This window comes from Corallococcus silvisoli, assembly GCF_009909145.1.
Taxonomy (GTDB): domain Bacteria; phylum Myxococcota; class Myxococcia; order Myxococcales; family Myxococcaceae; genus Corallococcus; species Corallococcus silvisoli.
Genome location: NZ_JAAAPJ010000014.1, coordinates 232534 through 255956 on the forward strand (window position 1 = coordinate 232534; position 23423 = coordinate 255956).

Below are 23423 nucleotides of genomic sequence, written 5' to 3' on the forward strand. Positions count from 1 at the left end.
CCCCACCCGCCCCCGGTCCTCCAGGAGCGCGGTGGGGGGATGCCCCCGGCGGACTACAGGCCCAGCCGGGACAACAGCGCCTGGGCGCTCCCGCGCTCCAGCACCAGCAGCATCTGACCGCCCAGCGACGTGGGCCCGGTGGCCGCGAAGCGCGCGGCCAGCACCACGCCCGGCCCCGGCTCCACGTCCCCCAGCACGTCCGCCAGCACCGGCCGCACCGGGCCGCGCTCGAGCCGGGGCACCGTGGGCAACAGCCGCCAGCCCGTCAGCCGTCCGATGGCGGAGAGGCACGCGCTGGCGAGGATGTTCGCGGCCTCCGTCAGCGCGCTCTCGCGCTCCGCGGGGGAGGCGGGCTGCCCCCGCACCAGCGCGGACTCCAGCGCCTCCGCGTCCCGGGGCGGCAGGGCCAGCACCAGCGCGCCGCGCAGCTCGCCCGTCATCCCCAGGCGCACGGCGACGGCGGGGGCGTCCTCGGCGAGCAGCGCGGGGCCCTGCGCCGCGTCCGTCACCCGCACCTCGGGGACGGACAGGTCCACGCGGCCTCCCACCAGGCGGGCCAGGGCATTGGCGCCGTGTCCGCAGCCGATGTTGGCCACCTCGCGCAGGGCGTCGAGCTGCGCGTCACTGGGCAGGGGGGGGCTCACGCGGTCAGTAACCTCGGGACGTCCAGGATGAACACGGGCCGCCCGCTGCCCAGGATGGTCACGCCAGACAGGCCCGGCAGCAAGTCCAGGGGCCGGGACAGGGGTTTGAGCACGACTTCCTCCTGCCCCAGGAGGCGATCCACCGCCAGCGCCACCTTGCCGGTGCCGGCGTCGCCCTCCATCACCACGAAGGGCCGGAATCCCGGCCTGGGCGACGCGGGCACCCCCAGCAACACCTCCAGTGCGTGCACCGGCAACAGGCCGTTGCCGTGGGGCAGGAGCGCCGTCTCGCGGCTCTTGCTCAGGGCCTGCGGGTCCGCCTCCGTGGCGCCCACCACCTTGGCGATGGGCAGGCCGAAGACCTCCTCGCCCACCTCCACCAGGAGCAGGTGCACCACGGCCACGGTGAGCGGCAGGCGCAGGGTGAAGACGGTGCCCCGGCCGCGCTCGCTGTCGATTTCGAGGGTGCCGCCCACGCTCTCCACCACGCGCTTCACGGCGTCCATGCCCACGCCGCGCCCGGAGATGTCGGTGATGTCCTTCGCGGTGGAGACGCCGGGCAGGCACGACAGGAGGAAGGCGTCTCGGTCCGCCATGCGCTGGGCGGCGTCCTCGGTGATGAGCCCGCGCTTCAACGCCGAGGCCTTGAGCTTCGCGGGGTCCATGCCCCGGCCGTCGTCCTCGATGTCGATGATGACGCGGTCGCGCGCGCGGCGCACCGTCACCAGCACGCGGCCGCGCGTGGGCTTCTTCGCGGCCAGCCGTTCGTCGGGGGACTCCAGGCCGTGGTCGATGCAGTTGCGCAAGAGGTGCAGCAGCGGATCCGCCAGCTCGTCGAGGATGGCGCGGTCCAGCTCGATTTCGGCGCCGGTGATGACCAGCTCCACCTCGCGCTCCTTGCGGCGGGCGAGGTCGCGCGCGGCGCGGGGCAGCCGGTCGGTGATGAGCGACAGCGGCGTCATGCGCGCGCTCATCACCTTGTCGTGCAGGTCCTTCACCAGCGTGTGCAGCCGGTAGACGCCCTCCTCCAGCGCGGGGCGCGTGTTCTCCGGCAGCACCTTGCCTACTTCACGCAGGCGGGCGGTGGCGAGCATCAGCTCCCCCACCGTGTCGAGGAAGTAGTCGAGCAGCTCCGTGCGCACGCGCACCGTGCGCGAGCTCGCGTCCGCGCTGGCGCGCGCGCTGTCCGACGCCGGCGCGGCGACGGGCAGGACGGGGGGCTCCGGGAGGGTGGGGGCGACGGAGACGACCTCCACCTCGGCCACGTTGCGGAGGGCGGCCTGGATGCCGGCCTCGCCCACGGGGGTCTCCACGTCCACCTGGATGTAGCCGTCGGGGATGCGGCCGGCCTTGAGCTCCTCCAGGGGGGGCCGCAGGTCCACGAGCGTGCCCAGGGTGGACAGCCGCTTGTGCACGAGGAACGCGCGCACGCCGGGCACCTGGCAGGTGGGCGAGATGCGCAGCCGGACGGACCAGCGGGGCGCGCTGGCCCGGAGGTCCGCGGCGCTGGCGACGGCCTTGAGGCCCGCGGCCAGCGCGACCACGGAGGCGGAGGGGTCGGAGTCCGTCCGCACGGCCGTGAGGGAGCGCGCGCCGGGTGCGCCGTAGAGGGATTCCGGGCCGCTCAGGTCGCGCGGCGGCATCAGGCTGGCGGGGGGAAGCGCGGACAGGCCGGAGGGCGACAGGCCACCGGGAGCTCCGGCCTCGGGACCCGGAGCGCCACGCGAGGCCTCCGGGGCTCTCACCACCGTCAGGCCTACCGGGCTTCCCGGCACGCCCGCATCGGTGGACCCGGCACCGCCGCCGGAGGACTCCGAGCGCGGAGTGGAGGGCCCCTGCGAATCACCCGGCACCGGTGGGCCAGCGGTGCCGCCCGGGCTTCCCGGGCCGGCTGGCTCCGGCCCCGAAGCAGCGGAGCCACCCGGACGCCCAGGGGCGGATGCCGCCGACCCCGAAGCAGCAGAGTCATTCGGACTCCCAGCACCAGAGCTTCCCGAACCCGAAGCAGCGGAGCCACCCGGACTCCCTGGGGCCGATGCCGCCGAACCCGAAGCAGCGGAGTCACCCGGACTCCCAGGGGCGGATGCCGCCGAACCCGAAGCAGCGGAGCCACCCGGACTCCCGGCACCGGAGCTTCCCGAGCCCGAGGCTCCGGCCCCTGAAGGACCGTCTGCCCCGCCCGGCGGCGAACCGGACCCCTCGGGTCCGTCGTCACCGGCTGGCGGCGTCGCGGGCTTGAGCGCGGTGACTTGCGCCACGCGCGTCGCGGCGGGCGCGTGGCCGGTGAGCGCCTGCACCCGGACGCCCAGCTGTTGCAGCAGGCCTTCGGCGGGCTCCGGCTCCCGACTGGACGCGACGGCGCGCACCTGGGCCGACAGCGTGTCCGCCGCGCTCAGGAGCAGGTCCACCAGGTCCCGGTCGAGCAGCTTGCGGTCCTGCCGCACCGCGTCCACCAGGTCCTCCACCCGGTGCGCCAGCATCGCGATGGGCTCGAAGCCCATGGACGACGCCATGCCCTTCACCGAGTGGGCGTGACGGAACATCGAGTCCACGGTGCTGGCGGTGGCCTCGCGCTCCAGCTCCACCAGGTCCCGCCCGAGCGCCTCCAGGTGCTCGGTGGCCTCCGAGATGAAGAGGCCCAGGTACCGGGACATGTCCATCGTCATGACCCGGCACCTCCTTCAGGCGGATGAGGCCGCGACCCGGGCGGGCGCGGCCTCATGCACCGCTCAAGCCTCTCCCAGCACCTTCTTGACGACCGCCAGCACGTCCTCCGCCCGGAACGGCTTGACGATGAAGTCCGAGGCGCCCGCCTCGATGGCCTCCATCACCAGGCTCTCCTGCCCGAGCGCCGAACACATGATGACGACCGCGCTGCTGTCGGCCTTGATGATTTCCCGCGTCGCTTCAATGCCGCTCTTGAAGGGCATCACGATGTCCATCGTCGTGAGGTCCGGCTTCAACTCCTTGAACTTCTCCACGGCCTCCAGGCCGTTGGCCGCCTCACCGACGACCTCGAACCCTCCAGACGCAAAGATGTCCTTGATCATGTTGCGCATGAAGATGGCGTCGTCGACGACCAGCACCCGCTTAGCCATGTGAAGAACTCCGCCTCCGTTTCAGGCCTAGAGGGAGCGCACCCTATCACCGGCCGTTTCCAGGGGGCTACTCACTTGGAGGGAGTGAACAAGGCAACGACCGCCGCATCAAGTCCTTCCGGATCCAGCACGGTCACTCCCAGACCGCCCAGGCGGGCAACGCCGCGAACCGCGGGCATGGCCTTGCCCGGCGCGGCGCTGACGCGCTCCACCGCCTCGATGCCGTCCACGTCCGTCACCAGGAGCCCCAAGTCCCTGCGACCCCGGTCCAGTAGCACGACGCGGCACAGCGGCGTGGGACCTTCAGGCAGGTGCAAAAGCTGCCGTAGCTCCACCACGGTCACCACCCGGCCCCGCAGGTTCATCACGCCGGTGATGGCGGAGGGGGCGCGTGGAACACGGGTGTAGCGCTCCGGAGGCACGACGACCTCCCGGACCGCCGACAAGGGCAACCCGTAGCGTTCCTTCTCGACCCGGAAGATGACGTGCCGCACGGTGGAGGCCCTTGTGCCGGAACGCGGCGCAGGCGCGGGGTGGAAGAAGGGGCGCTCAGGGCCCCAGGCGGAAGCTGCGCACCACGCTCTGCAGCTCCACGGAGAGGTTGGTCAGCTCGCTCGCCAGCGACGTCATCCGCGACACCGCGGCCGTCTGCTCCTGGATGACGGCCTGGATGGCCTCCGTGGAGCTGGCGTTGTTCTTCGCCACGAGCTTGATTTCCTCGATGGCCTTCACCATCTCCTCGCTGCCCTTCATCTGCTCGCGGGTGCTGTCGGAGATGAGCGTCACCTTCTCCGCGCCCTTGCGCGCGGTGTCGGTGATGGCGCCCATGGAGCGCATGATGTCGGTGAGGTCCTCACGGCCCTCCGCCAGCTCCGCGATGCCTTCCTTCATGGCGCTGACGACGGAGGTGGACTGACCGGAGATGTCGCGCGCCAGGCGGGAGATCTGCTCCGCGGAGCGGCCCGCGCTCTCCGCCAGCTTGCGCACCTCGTCCGCCACCACCGCGAAGCCGCGGCCGTACTCGCCCGCGCGCGCCGCCTCGATGGTGGCGTTGAGGGCCAGGAGGTTCGTCTGCTGGGCCACCTGGGTGATGGCGTCGACGATCTTGGAGATCTCCTGCGTCTTCTCGCCGAAGGCGAAGACCTGCTGGCTGGCGGACTCGATGCGGTTGAAGACCTTCTTCACCTTGTCGCCCGCGAGCCGCGCCGCCTTGGAGCCGTCCTCCGCGCTGCTGCTGGTCTCCGCGGACGTGCGGGCCGCGTCCAGCGCGCTCGCCGCCGTGCGCTGGATGCTGCCGGCCATCTCCGTGATGACCTTGGAGGCCTGGGAGACGAGCTGCGACTGGGTCTCCGCGCCGCTGGCGATCTTCTCCATCGACGAGCCCACTTCCTCCGTGGACCCGTTGACGTTCTCCGCCGACCGCTGCAGGTCGATGGCCGTGTCCGCCACGCTCTTGGCGGTGTCCTGGATCTTGCCCACCAGCTCGCGCAGGTTCTCCTGCATGCGGGAGATGGCGCCCGTCAGCTCGTCGATTTCGTCGCGGGTGCTGTGCACCTCCGCGGCCACGGGCTTGGACAGGTCGCCCTGGGAGATCTCGAACGCGGAGCGGCTGAGCACCTTCACGCGGGTGACGCGCGCCAGCAGGGACGGCAGGAACGCCGCGCCGCCGAAGGTGATGAGCACGCCCACGCTCACCCGGATGACGGAGCTCCAGTGGCCCCAGGACGTGTCGAAGAGGTTCTCCGTGCAGAGCAGCCAGGTGCCCAGCAGCAGGCCCAGCAGGATGTACCCGGTGGTGATCTTCCGGTGCAGGGACTGCTCGCGGACCGCCTTGGGGCCCTCGACGGCGCGCAGCAGGCGCTGCACGGGCTCGCGTCGGGGGGTGAGGCCAGAGGATGGGTCGTCGCGAAGGGGGCGGCGCACGGAGTGCTTTCAGCGGGAGGGGCGGAAAACAGCCCAGGGGTTTAGCCTTGCTGTCCGGTACGGGTCAATCATCCGGCCGGATCTGCTTGCCTGACCGGGCGAAGTGATCGAATCCCGGGGGAGTCACCCGCGGGCGTCCTTCGGCGTCACGGATGCGCCACGCGCGCTCCCGGGTGAGCACCCCGACGCGCGTCACCGCCTGCCCGGCGCGGGCACACGCCCGCTCGAACGCCTGCACGCGCGGAGGGGGAACGGCCAGGAGCAGCTCGTAGTCCTCCCCGCCCTGGAGCGCCCCTTCAGGCCCCAGGGCCGAGCGCACGGCGGGGGACAGGGGCAGCCGGTCCAGCTCCAGCACCACGCCCACCCGGGACGCGGCGCACAGGTGCCCCAGGTCCTGGGCCAGCCCATCCGACACGTCCATCCCGGCGGAGGCGAACCGCGCGGCGACCTGTCCCAGGGCGACGCGGGGCTCGGGGCGGCGCTGGCGCCTCACGGCCGCGCCCCGCCGGACGCCGGCCTGGAGCAGCTGGAGGCCCAGGCGCGCGTCGCCCAGCGTGCCGGAGACGTAGAGCAGGTCCCCGGGCCGAGCCCCCGAGCGGAGGAGGGGTGGGTGGGGCAGCTCGCCGGTGACGGTGAGGGTGACGGACACCTCGCGCGCGGAGGTGAAGTTGCCGCCCACGAGCGCGATGCGGTGCGCCTTCGCGAGCGCGGCCATGCCCCGGCCGAGCGCGGACAGCTCGCGAGGCGGGAAGTCCCGGGGCAGCGCGAGCGCGCAGACGAACCAGCGGGGCACGGCGCCCATGGCGGCCAGGTCCGACAGGTTCACCGCGAGCGCCTTGTGGCCGATGTCCGCGGGCGAGAACGTCGCGCGGGTGAAGTGCACGTCCTCCACCACCGCGTCGGTGGTGACGCACAGCGCGCCCTTCGACGGAGCGAGCACGGCGCAATCGTCCCCGGGTCCCACCGGCACCCGGGCGCGCGGAAAGCAGGCGAGGAAGCGTTGGATGAGGTCGAACTCACCGGGCATGGGCGGCACAGAGACCACGCCGTGCCAGGTGACGCAACGTCCCCGCGCGCCGCGCGGCCCAGCGTCGGCCACCGGACCCGTGAGCGGGGCGCGTGCCCTCGGCGTTGACGGTGTCAGACCACCCAGGCATAGGAACGGAGGTGCATTCCTCCTCCACACCCATGGACCTTCGCCGCCGGCTCGTGACGGAGGCGCTGGGCTGCGGGCTGGTGGTGGTGGCGCTGGAGGGCTCGCACCACGTCGCGGAGCACCTGGGCGCGAGCGCCACCGAGGGACGCCTCTTCATGTCCCTGTCGTGCGGCGCGGTGCTGGCGTGCCTGCTGTGGGTGCTGAGGCCGCTGTCGGGCGCGCACCTCAACCCGGCGCTCACGTTCGCTGACGCGCTGGGGGACCACACGCCCTGGCGCGAGGTGCCGCTGTACGCGCTGGCGCAGCTGTCCGGCAGCCTGGTGGGGCGGCTCGTCGCGCACCGCATGTGCAATGAGCCGCTGCTGCTCACCGCGAAGCTGCCCGTGGCGGACGGGGCCCGGTTCCTCACGGAGATGGTGGCGACCTTCGGGTTGCTGGTGGTGGTGCGCGGCTGCGTGCGCACGCGCCCATCCGCGACGCCGCTGGCCATCGCGGGGTACGTGGCCGCGACGGTGTGGTTCACCGATTCGCGCTCGCTGGCCAACCCGGCGCTGGTGCTGGCGCGCGCGGCGAGCGCCCACGTGGGCGTGATGAGCCCGTGGGAGGTGGAGTCCTTCGTCGCCGCGCAGCTCCTGGGCGCGGCGCTGGCGGTGTTCCTGTTCCGCTGGCTGCTGGGCGGCGCGCCCCGGCCCGAGCCCCAGGCCGTGGAGACGGTCGTCTTCGAGTGCGCGGAGGCAGGTCCCGCGCACCTGGCCGCCGCGCTCTTCAACTCGCTGGCGCACCCGGAGCGGGCGCGCGCGGTGGTGTCGCCGCCCCCGGCGCGGGACGACATGGGGCCGCCCGGGGCGGTGGACGCGCTGATGGAGGAGGCCCACCTGCGCGCCGCGCCCACGCGCGACCGGGGGGTGCCCGCGTCCCACTATGTCCTCATCGAGGTCGCGGGTCAGGCGCCGGGCATGGACGCCCGGGTGCGCGAGCGCTGGTCGCTGCCCGCGCTGTCACTGAAGGACGAGGCTGGCGCGAAGGCGCTGCAGGCGGCGTTGCGTCCCAAGGTGCATCAGCTCCTCGCGCGACAGGGCTGGGAGCGGCTGCACGTCGTGAGCGGAGCCGCCCCCGAAGGCCCCCGCGCGCTGACCTGAGGTGGCCGAAGCGGACATCCCGGCTCGCACCTCTGGTCCCGCTGACGAGGGGGGAATCGACGAGCCGGAGCGGCGGCACCACTCTGCGCGGATGCTCTTCATGGCACCGGGTGCTCCGACAAGCCGGAGCGACGGCATCGCCCTTCGCGGACGCCCTCCTTGGCACCGGATGCTTCGGCGAGCCGGAGCGGTGTCCCCCTGCGGATGCATTCCATGACACCGGGTGCTCCGACAAGCCGGAGCGACGGCATCTCCCTTCGCGGACGGGCCCTCCATGGCTCCGGGGCACCTCCACGCGCGGACGCGGCGTCACGACGCGGGGACGCTCCTTCCCTGGGGCGCGGACGCAGCCACTCACGGAATGGGACGCGGGAGGTGCCGCGCAACGGTCCACGCAGGAGTGACGGGGTGCGGCGTTGACGACGGGGCGACGGGCGAGCATGACAGCAGCAGAGAGGTTTCACGCATGATGGAAGGTCTTCCCCCTGTCGTCTCCTGGCCCCCGTTGCAGACGCTGATGCGCTTGACGCTCGCGCTCGCGGTGGGGCTGTTCGTCGGGCTGGAGCGGGAGTGGCGCGGCAAGGAAGCAGGCCTGCGCACGTTCGGCTTCGCGGCGCTGCTGGGTGGCATGGGCGGTCTCTTGGGCCCGAATTTCGCGCTGCTCAGCCTCGCGCTCCTGGGCGTGCTGCTGTGCTTCCTCAACTGGCAGTCCCTGCGCGCCAACGGCGGCGCGGAGCTGACGACGTCCGCCGCGCTGCTCGTCACGGGCTTCACCGGCGTGCTGTGCGGCCTGGGCCACACGGTGACGCCCGCGGCGGTGGGCGTGACGACCGCGGGCCTGCTCGCGTGGAAGGAGCGGATGGCCACCTTCAGCCACAAGATCACCGCCGAGGAGCTGCGCTCCGCCATCCTGCTGGCCATCCTCGCCTTCGCCATCTACCCGGTGCTGCCCTCGCAGCCGGTGGACCCGTGGGGCCTCATCGAGCCGCGCGCCGCGTGGGTGACGGTCATCCTCATCGCGGCCATCGGCTTCGTGAACTACCTGCTGTGGAAGGTGTTCGGGACGCACGGCGTGGAGGTGACGGGGTTCCTGGGCGGGCTCGTCAACAGCACCGTCACCGTGGCGGAGCTGGCCAACCGCGTGCGCGAGACCTCCGGGCGCCTGCTGGACGTGGCCTACCGGGGCGTGATGCTGGCCACCGCCGCCATGGCGCTGCGCAACGCCGTCCTGCTGGGCCTGCTGTCCTTCCGCGCGCTCGTGGACTCCGCCATCCCGCTGGTGCTCATCCTCCTGTCCAGCACGGGGCTGGCGCTGATGCGCTCGCGGGTGGAGGCCACCCCCGGCGCCGAGCCGCCCGCCCTGCCCCTGAAGTCGCCCTTCTCCCTGCCGTCCGCGCTGAAGTTCGGCCTCATCTTCCTCGCGCTCCAGGTCGTGGGCACGGTGGGACAGACGCTGCTGGGCCGCTGGGGCTTCTACGCGGTGAGCGCCGTGGGCGGACTGGTGTCCAGCGCGTCCGCGGTGGCCTCCGCCGCGTCCCTGTGCGCCAACGGGACCATCTCCCCCACGACGGCCGGAGTGGGCGCCATCATCGCGTCGCTCGCCAGCGCCGCCATCAACTTCATCCTGGTGGCGCGCGTGTCCGAGCAGCGCTCCCTCACGCTCCGACTGGGCCGCGCCCTGGGCGTCGTGATGCTGCTGGGGCTCGTGGGCGCGCTCGTCCAGACGCACCTGCCGTCGTTCATGCCTCCCGACGCCGGCGGCGCGGGGCTGCTCAAGCCCCACACCCCCGGACAGTCCACCGCGGACTAGCTGCAGTCGTAGGTGCTCAGCGTGTAGCCAAACAGACCCGACGCCGGGTGATAGGCATAGAACCAGGCGCCGCTCACCCCATACACGTCGATGGCCTGCCCCGTGTACACCTGGGCGATGGGCGTCCCACCCGGGGCCTCGCCCTCGGGTGCCGTCATGTCCTCCGGAGCGCCGCCACAGCCCACGGTCAGCCCGGCAATAGCAAACACAGCCGCGCCGAACGCGCGGTTCGACAACGTCTTCATCTGGAACGCCATGCCTGGGGATTGGACGACGAAAGACAGACCATCCGACCCCAAAGCATAAATCAAAACAACACAGTAAATTCCTGCAAAACCCATAAAATTCCAGACGCACGCCAACTCCATGGCGCTGGACCTTCGGCGGACGTGGCGGATGGACGCGGCGTGCGAACGCACCGCCGCCCACACCTCCGGGCCGGGCGTCTGCCTTTAGAAGCGGTCCGGCTCCGGCATGGGCGGCGCGGCGGTCAGCCCGCGGTCCTGCATGGGCGGGTGCAGGGGCAGCTGGACGATGAAGCGCGAGCCGTGGCCGAACTCGCTCTCCACCCGCACGCGGCCGCCGTGGCCCTCCACCAGGCTCTTCACGATGGCCAGGCCCAGCCCCGCGCCGCCGAACTCGCGCGTGGAGCTGCCGTCCACCTGGTAGAAGCTCTGGAAGATGCGCTCGAACTCCTCGGCGCGGATGCCCACGCCGGTGTCCTCCACGCTGATGCGATAGCCGGGCACGCCCAGCTCCTGCTGCATCGCCGCGTCCGACAGCGTCACCTTCACCCGGCCGCCCGCGGGCGTGAACTTCACCGCGTTGGCCAGCAGGTTCACCACCACCTGCCGGAGCTTGTCCAGGTCGCCGGCCAGCCGGGGCTGCGGCGTGTGGGGCAGCCGGACCTCCAGCTCCAGGCCCTTGCGCTGCGCTTGCGGCAGCACGCTGGAGACCGCCGTCTGGATGACGTAGCCGGGGTCCACTGGCGCCATGGACAGGCGCAGGCGGCCCGCCTCAATCTGGCTCAGGTCCAGGAGCGAGGAGATCATCGAGAGGAGCGTTTCGCCCTTCTCCACGATGGTGCGCACGTACTGGAGCTGCTCCGGGTTGAGCGGCCCCGCCAGCCCCTCCGCCATCATCTCCGAATACCCGAGGATGGACGCGAGCGGCGTCCGCAGCTCGTGGCTCACCGTGCCCAGGAAGGTGGACTTCAGCCGGTCCAGCTCCTTGAGCCGCGCGTTCGCCTGGAGCAGCCGCGCGTTCTGCGCCTCCAGTTCGCGGTGCACCTCCAGCGTGGACTCCAGGTGCAGGTGCGTGGCCAGGTACGCCTTCTGCCCGCTGGCCACGAGCGCGCCCAGCACCTGACCGAAGTGGCCCAGCACCTGCGCGGCGGTGCGCTCCGGCACGCGGCGCACGCGGCCCAGGAGCTCCTGCGCCCGCTCCAGGTCCAGGCCCTGGATGCCGGTGAGCGTGGCCGGGAAGTCCGCCAGCTCCTCTGGCGTGAAGGGCCCCAGGATGACCCGGCCCAGCAGGTCGCCGTCCCAGCGCACCGGCATCACCACGTAGCGCAGGCCGGTGAAGCACGTGAGCGCGATGAGGCCCGACGCCTCGGAGGTGTCGCCGTCCGCCACCCGTCCGCCGGCCTCCGGCAGCACGGGGCCGTCCTTCACCCGGCCCACCATGGCGGTGCACGCCTGGCGCCCGTCCGGGAAGGAGAAGACGTAGGCGCAGAAGTCGCCGTGGCCCACCTTCACGTCCGCCAGCTTGTTGCCGCGCGTGTCCAGCACCTTGATGCCCACGCGGTACAGGTCGCTGAAGCCCTTCACCACCTCCGTGAAGGACGGCAGGTCCAACAGGTCCCCGAGCGACAGCCGCCGCTGGAGCGCGGACTCACGCCGGGGCGAGCCCGCGGCGTTCCGGGGGCCTCCGCTCGATGGGCCGCTCATGGCGCCCTCCCGCTCTCCCGGATGCCGGGCGGCGGGCTGTAACGCCCCTCCAGCGCCGTGCCGCTCAGGTCGATGTGGCGGAAGATCTGCCCCAGGAACTCGTCTTCACTGAGCCCCACGTTGCGCGACAGCTGGGCCCGCAGCTCCAGCGCGCGCCAGGCCGCCTGGGCCACGGCGTGGAAGGTCTCCACCACGCCCTCGCCCCGCACCGCGACGGAGCCCACCACCGGCTGGCTCCCCCGGCGCTGGACCTCCGCCAGCTCCGCGTCCGTCAGGCTGTCCGGCAGGTCCCGCTTGTTGAACTGGATGACCACCGGCACCTGCTGCGGGTCCAGCTCCATCTCCCGCAGGTTCTCCTGCAGGTTGCGCCAGTAGGCGTTGTTCTCCGGGGCCGCGTCGCGGCGGCTGTCCGCGATGAAGACCACCGCGTCCGCGCCCTGGAGCACCACCCGCCGCGTGGCGTTGTGGATGACCTGCCCGGGCACGGTGAAGAGCTTCACCTTCACCTTGAAGCCCGTGGAGGTGGAGAAGAAGACCGGCAGCAGGTCGAAGAACAGCGTCCGGTCGTCGTGCGTGTCCACCGACAGGAGGCGCCCTCGCACGTCCGCCCGCGCTCGCGCGTGCAGCTTGCGCAAGTTGGTCGTCTTCCCGCTCAACCCGGGGCCGTAATAGACGATCTTGAGCGTCAGCTCGCGCTGTGCGTGGTTCAGTTGCAAGGGGGAGGACTCGGACCGAGGGGGACCCGGACAGGCGTTTTATAATGGGCTCACGTCCCGCGCGGAAGGCCGGTCGCACACCAGACGGCAGGGCAGGACGTTCCCTCACGGAATGACGCGCTTGCGTGTGACGTTCCGACAAGTTCCTGCTCCTCGCCAGGAGGAGGACGTCTCCCCACACGGAAAAGAGGACAATGCGCGCGGAATGATCGCGTGCATGGGTAAGGGGGGACCGGTTAGGATCGCGGACGCGACGGAGGAGCAAGGCGATGACGATGAAGCAGGTGGACCCAGGCGTCGAGGTGGCGGCCCCCACGCCGGTGCTGGAGGGGGCGACCCTTCCGAATGATCTGGTGAACGGGGTCAAGTTCGGTCCGCCCACCGACGAGGACCTGACCACGGTGTCGGCCTTGCGCGCCAACTCCGAACCCTGGAAGGGACGCGGAGAGAGCCAGGAAGAGAGCCTCAAGGCGCTCACCCAGCTCAAGCCCTTCCTGCACGTGGCGCGGATCCAGAACCAGGTCGTGGGCTACGTGACGGTGGAGCGTGACGGCCCGGTGCCGGGCGCCGCCTACCTGCGCAACATCGTGGTGAAGCCGGAGCTGCGGCGCCACGGCGTGGGCGCGATGCTGCTCGACAAGGCGCTGGACGCGGCCCGCGACATGTACCGCAAGACCATCGCGCTGCGCGTGGATCCGGCGAACGCGCCGGCGGTGGGCTTCTACCGCAAGGCGGGCTTCACCACGGTGGCCACGGTGGTCTCCAAGAAGTCCGGCAAGCTGCGGCTCCTGATGTCGCGCGAACTCTAGTCCGCCAGCCCCACACAGCAGGTTGTTCCCGACGGGAGGGGCCCTCACACGGCCGCTCCCGTCGCGCTTTGCGGGGCGGGCCCGATGACCTGGAACGTCGCGGTCGACTATCCTCGGGGCGTTCCACCCCGCCGGGCCTGACGCCACGGCAGCGGTGGCACCCACCCCCTGCATGAAACCGCTCGCAGAGCTGCTGCGTCACCTGTCACGTCCCGGAATCACCGAGCTGGCCCTGGCCAGCGGTCGTCCTCCGATGGTGCGCGGCGCCACCGGCTACGAGCCCGTGGATCCCGGCGCCCTTTCCACCGACGACCTCGTGAAGGCGCTCCAGGCCATGGTGGGCATGGCGCGCGCGTCCACGGTGGCCGAGACGCCCGTGCAATGGACGGTGAATGCCACCGGCCTGGGGGCGATCTCCATCGCGGCGGTGCGCCGGGGCGACCTGATGAACGTGCGCCTCACGCGCGGCGCGGAGGGCGCTGCGCAGGCGGCCCCGGCGCAGGCAGCGGCCGCCGCCCCGGCTGCCGCCGCGCCCACGCGGACGCCCTACGCGGGGGTGCCCGCGGCGTCGGCTCCGGTGGCAGCACCCACGCGGACGCCCTATGGGGGAATGCCGGCGGTGTCGGCTCCGGCCGAGGCGATGGCTCGCGCCGTCCAGGCCGGTGGGCCTGGGGCGGCGGACCCAGGACGCGGATCCGCGGGAAGCGCCACCGCCGCGCGAGGGATGGCCGCTCAGGCGGGCGCCTACGCGGGGGCGGCCTCGGCTCACGCGACGTCCGCCTACGCGGGGGCGGCCTCGGCTCACGCGGCGTCCACCCATGCAGGCGCGGCGTCAGCTCACCCCGGTACGACAGGCCACTCGGGCGCGGCGTCAGCGCACTCCGGCGCGGCGGGTCATTCGGTCTCGGCGTCCGTGCACGCGGCACCGGGCCACACGGGCCATGCAGGCGCATCCTCCGTGCACGCGGCACCGGGCCACACGGGCGCGGCCTCCACCCCGGTTCCTTCGCGGGTCATCCCCATCTCGCGCACGGCCGCCGCGCCGGGCCGCGACCTGGCCGTGCTGCTGGAGCAGGCGCGCAGCATGCTCGCCAGCGACCTGCACGTGGTGGCTGGACGGCCGCCGCTGATGCGGCTCGCGGGTGAGTTGCAGCCGCAGGACACGCCCCTGTCCCCGGAGATGGTGGAGCGGTTGCTGCTGCCCATCATCCCGGAGCGCCTGCGGCCGGTGCTGGAGCGCGACGGCAGCGTGGACTTCGCGCTGGACTCCGAGGACACCGGGCGCTTCCGCGTCAACGTGGGCCGCCAGCGCACGGGCCTCAAGGGCACCTTCCGCGTCATCTCCCGGGAGATCCCCACCCTGGAGTCCCTGGGGCTGCCCCCGGACATCGCCAAGGCGACGCACCACCACCAGGGCCTCATCGTGCTCACGGGCCCCTCCGGCCACGGCAAGACGAGCACGCTCGCGGCGCTGGTGGACATCATCAACCGCGAGACGACGCATCACGTGCTCACCGTGGAGGATCCGGTGGAGTACGTGCACCCGCGCAAGCGCGCCCTCATCAGCCAGCGCGAGGTGGGCACCAGCACGCGCACCTTCGCCAGCGCCCTCAAGGGCAGCCTCCGCGAGGACCCGGACGTCATCGTCGTGGGCGAGCTGCGCGACACGGAGACGGTGCGCATGGCGCTCGCGGCCAGCGAGACAGGCCACCTGCTCATCAGCACCATGAACACGCCCAGCGCGGCGAAGACCATCGACCGGCTCATCGACCTCTTCCCGCCCGGGGATCAGCAGCAGGTGCGGCTGTCGCTCTCCAGCGGCCTGCGCCTCATCGTCAGCCAGCGGCTGATGCCCTCCGCGGATGGCAAGTCCATGGTCGCCGCCGCCGAGGTCCTCACCGGCTCCGTGGCCCTGGGCAACCTCATCCGCGACAACAAGACCTACCAGATCCCCTCGCTCCAGCAGCGCGGCAAGTCCCTGGGCATCATCCGCTTCGAGGACTCGCTGTCGGACCTGGCGCGCTCGGGCAAGGCGACGCTGGAGACCGTGAAGGGCTTCGCGGAGAACCCGGACGAAATCGAGGCCATGGTGACGGGCAAGCGGCCCGGCGCCGCGACCGTGCCCCCGCCCGCCTCGCCCCAGGAGGGCGCGCGGATGCTGTCCAAGGTGGGCTCACTGCTTGGCAAGAAGGGCGCCTGACATGACGGACACCCCCCGCATCGCCACCTGGTTCGACGTGCTGCTCGACCGAAAGGGCAGCGACCTGCACCTGGGCGTGGGCTACCCGCCCCTGGGCCGCATCCGCGGCGAGCTGGTGCCCTTGAGGGACGAGCCCCTGACCTCCGAGGAGCTGGAGGCGCTGCTCTTCGAGATCTGCTCGCCGGAGCAGAAGCGGCAGATCACCGAGGAGCTGGACCTGGACTTCGCCTATGGCTACGGCACCAAGGCCCGCTTCCGCGCGAACTACTTCTACAAGATGACCGGCATCGGCGCGGTCTTCCGCACCATCCCCAGCAAGGTGCTGTCGCTGGAGGACCTGAAGACGCCGGACGTGGTGCGCAAGCTGGCGGACCGCCGCAGCGGGCTGGTGCTGGTGACGGGCCCCACGGGCTCCGGCAAGTCCACGACGCTCGCGGGGATGATCAACCACATCAACAAGACGCGCCCGTCGCACGTGCTCACCATCGAGGACCCGGTGGAGTTCGTGCACGAATCGCTCAAGTCCCAGGTCACCCACCGCGAGGTGGGCCCGCACGCCTCCAGCTTCGCCACCGCCATCCGCTCCGCCGGCCGCGAGGACCCCAACGTCATCCTCATCGGCGAGCTGCGCACCAACGAGACGATGAAGCTGGCGCTCCAGCTGGCCAGCTTCGGCGTGCTCGTCTTCGCCACGGTGCACACCAACAGCGCGCCCGCGACCATCGACCGCATCATCAACGCCTTCCCCGCGGACGAGCAGGGCCAGGTGCGCGGCATGCTCGCCGAGTCCCTGGCGGGCATCGTCGCCCAGCAGCTCATCAAGACCGCGGACGGCAAGGGCCGCGTCGCAGCGCTGGAGATCCTGGTGGGCGGGGCCGCCATCGCCGCGATGATCCGCGAGGGCAAGGTGTTTCAAATCGCATCCAAGATGCAGGCCGGCCAGGGCCAGGGCATGCAGACCCTGGACATGCACCTGGAGCGGCTGGTGAAGGACGACGTCATCGTCCCCGACGCCGCTCTGGAGAAAGCCCAGGACAAAGAGAATTTCGTGAAGGTCATCCAGCGGCTGAAGCCGGACTGGGTGGTGCCAGAGACACTGAAGGCGTGAGTGCGCGCCCGGCCCCCGGGTGAAGGGATTTGCTTTCGCCCCCCTACTTCGCGAATTGTTCGGGACTGAACCGGGGCCGGCCCACTGCCGCGCCCCACACTTCCGAGGGGGAAGTACTTCATGGACGAGCAGCAGCTTCAGATGATGCAGCAGATGCAGGAGCACCAGTCGGCGGGCCCGGGGCCGTTGTTCTGGATCATCTATCTGGCGGTCATCGGTCTGGCGATCGCGGGGATCTGGAAGACGTTCACCAAGGCCGGCGAGCCCGGGTGGGCGGCCATCGTCCCCTTCTACAACATCTACGTGATGACGAAGATCGTCGGCCGTCCGGCGTGGTGGGTGGTGCTGGCGATCCTGCCCTGCGTGAACATCATCGCGCTGTTCATCATCGGCATCGACATGGCGAAGTCGTTCGGCAAGGGCACCGGCTTCGGCATCGGCCTGGCGCTGCTCGGCCCCATCTTCTACGCCATCCTCGGTTTCGGCGACGCGCAGTACCAGGGCCCGGCCGCCGCCTCGGGCGGCATGTCCGCGGCGTAGTTCCCACGCGGGACCGGGCCTTCGGGTCCGGGGCGTGAACGGCGGCGGTGGGGGGCCTTTCCGGGCACTTCACCGCCGTTCGTGTTTCGTGGGGGGATGTCATGACTCGCCCGGAAGTCCGACATCCAGTAGAGCGGGACGCGATGCCTGGACCGCGCGCCATGTCCCGTCTGCTCAGCCCTTCGCTCCAGCGCCTCCGGGCCTGCCTCGGAGTGACGTGGATGCTCTGCGCGGTGGCCTCCGCGCAGGGCGTGGACGGGGACCTGCCCGAAGGCCCGCGAGACGCGCCCAGGGCGGCGCCAGCCGAAGCCCCGAGCGCGCCGGAGACGCAGACCGTGGTCACCGCGACGCGCCTGCCGCGCCCGCTCCGCGACGTGCCCGCCACCACGGTGGTGATTCCGCGCGCGGAGCTGGAGCGCAGCCCCACGCTCACGCAGGACGCGCTCGTGCGCACGCTGCCCTCCGCGGCCACGTTCCGCCGCACGCCGTCCCTGGTCGCGGACCCCACCGCCCAGGGGCTCAACCTCCGCGGCCTCGCGCCGTCCGGCGTGGCGCGGGGACTGGTGCTCCTGGACGGGCTCCCGTTCAACGACCCCTACGGCGGCTGGGTGTTCTGGCGGGCCCTGCCCCGGCTGGGACTGGAGCGCATCGAGGTCGTTCCCACCGGCGGCTCCGCGCTCTACGGCAGCGCCGCGTTGGGTGGAGTGGTGCAGCTGCTCTCACGGCCCATCACGGGCCCCGTGCTCGATGCCGACCTGTCCGTGGGCAACCTGGGCACGGGCTTCGCCGCCGGGCGCGTGGCGGACCGGTGGGGCCGCGTGGGCGCCTCGCTGGAGGTCGAGGGCCTCACCAGCGAGGGCTACCGCATCGTCCCCGCGAACCAGCGAGGCCCCATCGACGGCGACACCCCGTCCCGCCACGTCAGCGCCCAGGCCCGCGTGGAGGCGGAGGCCACCGACAGCCTCTCCCTGTCCGCCCGCGCGGGCGTGTTCCGCGAGACGCAGAACGGAGGCACCCGCTCCACCGTCGCCAGCGTGGACCTCGCCTGGTTCGCTGGCGACGCGCGCCTGCGCACGGACGGCGCGGGCACCTTCGCGCTGGGCCTCTTCGGCCGCACCCAGCACTTCGCCCAGGACCGCGCCCGCATCAGCGCGAACCGGCGCCTGGAGGTCCGCTCCGCGTTCCAGGACGTGCCCGCCAACGACCAGGGAGGGTCGCTCGTCTGGACCGGACCGGCGATGACGCTGGGCGGAACGCACGTGCTCGCCGCCGGGGTGGATGCGCGCCGGTCGGCAGGCCGCGCGGACGAGCTGCTCTTCCCTCCGGCCTACACCCCCACGACGCTCTACTCGCGCGACACGCGGGGCACGCAGCGCTCCGGCGGCCTCTTCGTGCAGGACCTCTACACCGTGTCGTCCGCGCTGGAGCTGGCCGGCACGCTGCGCTGGGACACGTGGAGGAACCGCGACGGCGTGCTGCTCGAAAGCTTCGCCAATGGCTCCTCCCGCACGACCGACTTCGCGCCCCGCACCGCCCGGCAGCTGAGCCCCCGGCTCGCCGCGCGCCTCCTCCCGGTGGACTGGCTCACGCTGCGCGCCTCCGCCTACCGCGCCTTCCGCGCCCCGACGCTCAATGAGCTCTACCGCCCCTTCCAGGTGGGCACCGTGCTCACCGCGGCCAACCCCGACCTGGGCGCCGAACGCCTCTGGGGCACCGAAGCCGGCGTGGAGGCCACCGGTCCGCGCGGCCTCACCGGCCGCGTCACCGGCTTCTGGAACGTGCTCGACAGCCCCGTCACCAACGTCACGCTCGCCGAACCCCTGCCCGACGGAACGACCCGCCAGCGGCAGAACCTGGGCCGGGCCCGCGTGCGCGGCGTGGAGCTGGGCGTGGACTGGCGGCTGTCGCGACAGTGGACGGCCCTGGCCGCCTACACCTTCGTGGACCCCGTCGTCACGAAGGCGCCCGGCCAGCCCGACCTCGTGGGTCGCCAGCTGCCACAGGACCCACGGCATCGCGGCTCGCTCGCCGTCACCTTCGACGCCCCGTCCATCGTCTCCGTCACCGCGCAATTGCGCGTGTTCGGCCCGCAGTACGAGGACGACCTCAACACGCGCGGCATGGGCGGCGCCGCCGTCGTGGACGTGTCCGTGAGCCGCCACCTCTTCTGGAAGGTGGACGCCTTCGGCGCGGTGGAGAACCTCTTCGACCGCCAGTACCTCGCGGGCCGCGCGGGCGTGGACACGCTGGCCCCGCCGTTCCAGGCGCGCGTGGGCCTGCGCCTGCGCGACGTGCTCAGCGAATCGAGCGCACGGGGGGCACCGGCCGCACCGGGCCGTTGAACCAGCGGCTCAGCTCCGTCGTGTCCTCCATCCGCCGCGCGGGCGGCAGGCTGGAGAGGAACACCCGGCCGTAGCCCTTGGTCACGATGCGGCGGTCCAGCATCGCCACGATGCCCCGGTCCGCCTGCGTGCGGATGAGCCGCCCGAAGCCCTGGCGCAGCGCCAGCGCCGCCTGCGGCAGCTGGTACTGGTCGAACGGCTCCTCGCCGCGCGCCTGGATCTGCCGGATGCGCGCGGCCACCAGCGGATCTCCCGGTGACGCGAACGGGAGCCGGTCGATGATGACCAGGCTCAGCGCGTCTCCTGGCACGTCCACGCCCTCCCAGAAGCTGTGCGCGGCGAAGAGCACGCTGGGCGTCTGGCGGAAGGCATCCAGCAGCTGCTGCTTGGGCCGCTCCCCCTGGAGCAGCGCCTGGTAGGGCAGCCGCGTGGCCGTCAGCTCGTAGGCGCGCACCATGTTGCGCAGGGACGTGAAGAGCACGAACGCGCGCCCGCCCGTCACTTCGCACAGCTGGATAATCTCCTCCGCGGCCGCCTCGATGAAGCCCGGGGCGCTGGGGTCCGGCAGGTGCGTGGGCAGGTACAGCGCGGACTGGCGCGGGAAGTCGAACGGGCTGGGCACCGCCAGCGTGCGCACGCGCGTCACGGGCTGGCCCTCGTCGTCGTACATGCCCATGCGCTTGGCGAAGAAGTCGAAGCGGCTGTCCGCCGCGAGCGTCGCGGACGTGAACACCACCGTGTCCAGCGCGCCGTAGAGCCGGTCGCGCAGCTCCTTCGCCACGTCGATGGGGCTCGCGCGCAGGAACAGGCCCTTGCCCCGCGCCTCCGCCCAGTACACATGGTCCGCGGACTCCGCCTTCTCCAGGAAGGAGAGCTGCTCCCCCATCTCCTCCGCGCGGCGGTGGATGGCGGCCAGCTCCGGCTCGCGCTCGCTGCCCGCGAACGACGCCAGCGCGGCCAGGCCTTCGCGCACCTGCTCCAGCGCGCCGGACAGCTTGCCCATCGTCTCCGGGCGCAGCGCCACGGTGGACTCCTGGTTGGACATGCCCAGCGCGCGCGGCGTCTGGAGGAACAGCGCGTCCGCGTGCGAGCGCACCCGCTGGGCCAGCGCGGAGAGCGTCGCGTGCCGCTCATCCTTCGCCGGCAGGGCCGCCACCGCGTCGCGCGACAGCTCCTCCAGCCGGTAGTTGGACACGCTGCACCCGAAGTGGCCGCTGGCCGCGTCCTCCAGCGCGTGCGCCTCATCGAAGATGACGGCGTCGTAGAAGGGCAGCACGCCCTCCGTGCGCTTGCCGGAGCTGCGCAGCGCCAGGTCCGCGAAGAACAGGTGGTGGTTCACCACCAGCAGGTCCGCGGCCTCCGCGCGCTTGCGCATCCGGGTGACGAAGCACGTCTCGTACTGCGAGCAGCGCGACCCCAGGCACGTCTCCGACGTGGTGGACAGCCGGGACCACGCGGCGAACGACTCCGGCAGGTCCAGCTCCGCCCGGTCCCCCGTCTCCGTCTGCGTCACCCACTTCTTGAGCAGCGGCCACTGCTTCGCCTCGTCGCGCGAGACGAACTGCGGGTCCTTCTCGAAGGACTCGTAGCGGTGCAGGCACAGGTAGTTGCCCCGGCCCTTGAGGTAGGCCGCCTCGAAGCGCAGGCCCAGCTTCTCGCTGAGCAGCGGCAGGTCCTTGAAGAACACCTGGTCCTGCAGCGTCTTCGTGGCCGTGGACACCACCACCTTGCGGCCCGCCAGGAGCGCGGGCACCAGGTAGGCCAGCGTCTTGCCCGTGCCCGTGCCGGCCTCCGCCAGCAGGTAGCTGCCCTCGGAGAAGGCCCGCTCCACGGCGCGCGCCATCTGGAGCTGCTCCGGGCGGTGCTCGTACGCGGGCAGCGCCTCCTCCAGCGCGCCGCCAGGGCCCAGCAAGCTGTCGACAGAGAGAGGACGGGGCGCGGGCGCGGACATGCGGCGGTTCGGGGCAGGAGGACGCGGGGAAGAGGGCCCCGCAGGATAACAGCGCCGGGAGCCCCCCGCGCGTTCCCGGACATCGCCGGGAGACCGCCGCTCCCGCCCGCCCGGGAAGCGGGCCGGCCAGCGCTCGCGGAGGGCCCGTGGCCCTAGAACGAACCGCGCAGGATCTGGAAGAGCACCAGCACCATCACCAGGGCCACCAGCAGCACGGCGCCCATCACCATGTTCTTCACCTTCCGGGCGAGCTCCGGCGACGGCCCGTCGGAGGCGAGCGGCACCGCGGAAGTCACCCGGCGCACCACCTCATCCCGTCCTCGCAGCGCCTGCGCGTCGTCCGGCGCCCGGGCGAGCCGCAGGCGATACAGCCGGCCCACCATGGCCAGCTCTCCCCGCCCCATCGCCAGGGACAGCAGCCGGTCATGCGCGTCCCAGTCAGCCCAGGTGTCCATCAGCGCGCGCCACCCGGTGGCCAGCGCCTCGGAGGGCTGTTGCTCGTCCGGGATGAAGTTGGCGTAGACCAGCCCGCACTGCGCGCAGGCCTCCGCCCCCTCTCGCATCGGCGCCACGCACTTCGGACAATGACCCGCGGGCGCCTGGAAGGGGTCCCCGTCCAGGGCACGCACGTCGCCGGACGGCGCGTCGGAGCGCACCACCCTCAGCGTGGCGACGCTGGCCCGAGCGGGAGCGGAGCGCACGAAGTCCTCCGGGGCGGACACCGCCACCGCGGCGCTCTCGCCCCCACGCGGCCCCGGCTCTTCCACGCGGGGCGGCGCGTCCTGGGCCACCACGGACGCTCCCGGGGCCGACGCAGGCACGGCGGGAGCCAGCTGGGACGTGGACGCGCCCGCGAACGTCTTCGCGCCGCACATCCGGCAGGTCACGGCGAGCCGGCCGTCCTCGAGGTGGAAGGACTCCACCAGGACCAGCCGCTCGCACCCTTCGCACTGGTACTTCATGACCACACCTCTCGCAGGGGGATGGGCATCGCGCAACCGATGAGCGCCAGCAGGCACAGCGCGCAGATGAGCTTGCGCAGGGGGCTCAGGGGCTCCTCTGGCTGGACCACCTCCGGGTGGCCGAAGCCCACGACCTTGCTCGCCACCACCAGCCACAGGCCCCAGGACGCGGTGACGAAGACCGTGAGGAAGAGCAGCACCAGCGCCACGCCCTGGCCCAGCGTGCGCGCGCGGGGCCCCAGCACCGCGAACGTCAGGTGCCCCCCGTCCAGCTGGCCCACCGGCAGCAGGTTGAGCAGCGTCACCAGCAGGCCGAACCACGAGGCGATCACCACCGGGTGCACCACGACGTCCTTGCCCTCCGGCACCGGGCCCAGGGCCAGCCACGTCAGCGCCTTCATGATGAGGTTGTCGCCAAACACCGTCTGGTGCTGGGTGAAGGTGGCCGGCGCCGCGGCGGGCGCCTGGGTCACTTTCTCCGCGACCCAGTGGAGCAGGTTCTGCCCCAGGACCCAGAGCGACGAGTCCCCCGGGAACGAGGACGGCACCGGCGGCGAATCCACCACCGTGGAGTGCAGCAGCCCCCAGTAGAGCAGCGGCAGCGCCACCACCAGGCCCGCCAGCGGCCCCGCGGCGCCAATGTCCACCAGCGCGTTGCGCGTGGGGATGCGCCCTCGCAGCCGGATGACCGCGCCCAGCGTGCCCAGGCTCCCGGGCACCGGCAGCGGGATGAAGTACGGCAGGGACGTGTCCACCCGGTGCCACCGCGCGAGCACGTAGTGCCCCATCTCATGCGAGCCCAGGATGGAGAGCAGCGACACGCTGAAGGCCAGCGCCTGCGTCCGGTCCTCCGGCAACAGCCCCCCTTCGCTGAAAGGGAACGAACGGCCGAAGAGCAGCAGGTAGGCGAGGAACGTCGTCCCCAGCGTCACCGCGAACAACAGCAGGTGCAGCCAGACGCGGGGCGGGGTGGGACGTGGAAGGGAAACCGGGTGCATGCGCGAAGATGCCTCACGTCCGCAAGAGGGGCGACCGGTCCCAGGTCACCGAGCGGATGAAATGTAAAACACAACTCG

19 protein-coding genes are annotated in these 23423 nt (G+C 72.1%); 7 read left to right on the forward strand and 12 right to left on the reverse strand.

What is annotated here, in order from left to right; translation table 11 throughout:
• Positions 1-53 precede the first annotated feature (53 nt).
• From GTY96_RS27055 to thiL, 6 genes are all read right to left on the reverse strand, one after another.
• Positions 54-644: a chemotaxis protein CheC gene (locus GTY96_RS27055; RefSeq protein WP_143902806.1), complete on the reverse strand. Its 591-nt coding sequence runs from the start codon at positions 642-644 to the stop codon at positions 54-56.
• A complete protein-coding gene (locus GTY96_RS37275; protein ID WP_201756408.1) occupies positions 641-3310 on the reverse strand; it encodes a chemotaxis protein CheA in 2670 nt (889 codons plus the stop codon). Before GTY96_RS37275 ends, GTY96_RS27055 begins: the two co-directional genes overlap by 4 nt.
• 63 nt (positions 3311-3373) lie before the next feature.
• Positions 3374-3742, reverse strand: coding sequence for a response regulator (locus GTY96_RS27070; protein ID WP_014400067.1), 369 nt, complete (start codon positions 3740-3742; stop codon positions 3374-3376).
• Positions 3743-3813: 71 nt separating this feature from the next.
• Positions 3814-4236 carry a chemotaxis protein CheW gene (locus GTY96_RS27075; protein ID WP_143902808.1) on the reverse strand — a complete coding sequence of 141 codons (423 nt, stop codon included), beginning with the start codon at positions 4234-4236 and terminating at the stop codon, positions 3814-3816.
• A 55-nt stretch (positions 4237-4291) separates the two neighbouring features.
• Positions 4292-5665, reverse strand: a complete 1374-nt coding sequence (locus tag GTY96_RS27080) for a methyl-accepting chemotaxis protein (RefSeq protein ID WP_143902810.1) — start codon at positions 5663-5665, stop codon at positions 4292-4294.
• A 64-nt stretch (positions 5666-5729) separates the two neighbouring features.
• Entirely contained in the window at positions 5730-6692 is a 963-nt protein-coding gene (gene thiL / locus GTY96_RS27085; RefSeq protein ID WP_161666240.1) for a thiamine-phosphate kinase, read from the reverse strand.
• A 161-nt stretch (positions 6693-6853) separates the two neighbouring features.
• Between thiL and GTY96_RS27090 the strand changes: the two genes are divergently transcribed.
• Together GTY96_RS27090 and GTY96_RS27095 are read left to right on the forward strand one after the other, a co-directional pair.
• Positions 6854-7960 (forward strand): aquaporin, encoded by a 1107-nt coding sequence (locus tag GTY96_RS27090; RefSeq protein ID WP_143902813.1) that lies wholly within the window; start codon positions 6854-6856, stop codon positions 7958-7960.
• A 466-nt stretch (positions 7961-8426) separates the two neighbouring features.
• Positions 8427-9770 (forward strand): MgtC/SapB family protein, encoded by a 1344-nt coding sequence (locus GTY96_RS27095; RefSeq protein ID WP_143902815.1) that lies wholly within the window; start codon positions 8427-8429, stop codon positions 9768-9770.
• Here GTY96_RS27095 and GTY96_RS27100 read toward each other — a convergent pair.
• The 3 genes from GTY96_RS27100 to GTY96_RS27110 all read right to left on the reverse strand — a co-directional run bounded on the left by GTY96_RS27100 (position 9767) and on the right by GTY96_RS27110 (position 12435).
• Positions 9767-10015, reverse strand: a complete 249-nt coding sequence (locus tag GTY96_RS27100; protein WP_161666241.1) for a hypothetical protein — start codon at positions 10013-10015, stop codon at positions 9767-9769. The two genes, GTY96_RS27095 and GTY96_RS27100, sit on opposite strands and share 4 nt — an antisense overlap.
• Positions 10016-10222: 207 nt before the next feature.
• Positions 10223-11719: an ATP-binding protein gene (locus GTY96_RS27105; RefSeq protein ID WP_143902818.1), complete on the reverse strand. Its 1497-nt coding sequence runs from the start codon at positions 11717-11719 to the stop codon at positions 10223-10225.
• Positions 11716-12435 (reverse strand): GTP-binding protein, encoded by a 720-nt coding sequence (locus GTY96_RS27110; protein WP_143902820.1) that lies wholly within the window; start codon positions 12433-12435, stop codon positions 11716-11718. Before GTY96_RS27110 ends, GTY96_RS27105 begins: the two co-directional genes overlap by 4 nt.
• Positions 12436-12704: 269 nt before the next feature.
• On the opposite strand from GTY96_RS27110, the gene GTY96_RS27115 reads away from it, so the two are divergent.
• The 5 genes from GTY96_RS27115 to GTY96_RS27135 all read left to right on the forward strand — a co-directional run bounded on the left by GTY96_RS27115 (position 12705) and on the right by GTY96_RS27135 (position 19434).
• The gene (locus GTY96_RS27115) at positions 12705-13244 is read left to right on the forward strand and encodes a GNAT family N-acetyltransferase (protein ID WP_120605084.1); all 540 of its coding nucleotides are present in this window, start codon (positions 12705-12707) and stop codon (positions 13242-13244) included.
• 253 nt (positions 13245-13497) lie between these two features.
• Positions 13498-15444 (forward strand): type IV pilus twitching motility protein PilT, encoded by a 1947-nt coding sequence (locus GTY96_RS27120; protein ID WP_161666270.1) that lies wholly within the window; start codon positions 13498-13500, stop codon positions 15442-15444.
• Position 15445: 1 nt separating this feature from the next.
• Complete coding sequence (locus tag GTY96_RS27125; protein ID WP_143902822.1) at positions 15446-16552, forward strand: type IV pilus twitching motility protein PilT; 1107 nt, start codon at positions 15446-15448, stop codon at positions 16550-16552.
• A 120-nt stretch (positions 16553-16672) separates the two neighbouring features.
• Positions 16673-17092 carry a DUF5684 domain-containing protein gene (locus GTY96_RS27130; protein ID WP_143902824.1) on the forward strand — a complete coding sequence of 140 codons (420 nt, stop codon included), beginning with the start codon at positions 16673-16675 and terminating at the stop codon, positions 17090-17092.
• A gap of 161 nt (positions 17093-17253) precedes the next feature.
• A complete protein-coding gene (locus tag GTY96_RS27135) occupies positions 17254-19434 on the forward strand; it encodes a TonB-dependent receptor (protein ID WP_235685893.1) in 2181 nt (726 codons plus the stop codon).
• On the opposite strand, the gene GTY96_RS27140 is transcribed toward GTY96_RS27135, so the two are convergent.
• The 3 genes from GTY96_RS27140 to GTY96_RS27150 all read right to left on the reverse strand — a co-directional run bounded on the left by GTY96_RS27140 (position 19388) and on the right by GTY96_RS27150 (position 23345).
• Complete coding sequence (locus tag GTY96_RS27140; RefSeq protein ID WP_143902826.1) at positions 19388-21385, reverse strand: ATP-dependent DNA helicase; 1998 nt, start codon at positions 21383-21385, stop codon at positions 19388-19390. The genes GTY96_RS27135 and GTY96_RS27140 overlap by 47 nt on opposite strands.
• Before the next feature lie 152 nt (positions 21386-21537).
• Complete coding sequence (locus GTY96_RS27145) at positions 21538-22347, reverse strand: hypothetical protein (RefSeq protein ID WP_143902828.1); 810 nt, start codon at positions 22345-22347, stop codon at positions 21538-21540.
• Complete coding sequence (locus GTY96_RS27150; RefSeq protein ID WP_143902830.1) at positions 22344-23345, reverse strand: site-2 protease family protein; 1002 nt, start codon at positions 23343-23345, stop codon at positions 22344-22346. The genes GTY96_RS27145 and GTY96_RS27150 overlap by 4 nt, the downstream gene beginning before the upstream one ends.
• Positions 23346-23423 lie beyond the last annotated feature (78 nt).